General features: G+C 38.0%; 1 protein-coding gene. It reads left to right on the forward strand.

The genetic code is table 11. From position 1 onward, the window contains the following. The coding region (locus AC6RV6_RS26670) for a DUF2887 domain-containing protein (protein WP_500243933.1) at positions 1-453 on the forward strand (453 nt) is incomplete at both ends.

Here is a 453-nt window from a genome sequence, read left to right on the forward strand (position 1 = left end):
TTACTGTACTATTTATCTCTTTTTAGCACAACAACTTCGGTAGACCCGATTTTTCTCTATTTATCCAAAACCGAATTAGACAATAATTGGCGTGGTGTTATTATTTATCCGCGTCGAAGTATTGACACGGGTTCAACGGAACGATACGCAGAAATTTTAAATTCTCGGCGAGTTTCTCGAATTTATTTGAACGAGTTGACAGAGAACACTACAATTGGTTTAGCACTCTTACAATTAATTATTGCCGATGAAACCGAAGCGATCTCCCAAGGTCGAGAATTAATTGAACGTGCTAATTTAGAATGTGAGAATGCCAGACAGCAAGAAAATGTTTTAAAATTAATAGAGACGATCTTAGTTTACAAATTACCCCGAAGTCGTCGGGAGGAGATAGAAGCTATGTTTAGTTTAAGCGATCTGCGGGAAACGCGAGTCTATCAAGATGCTCTAGAA

The organism is Spirulina sp. LEGE 11439, from assembly GCF_059821285.1.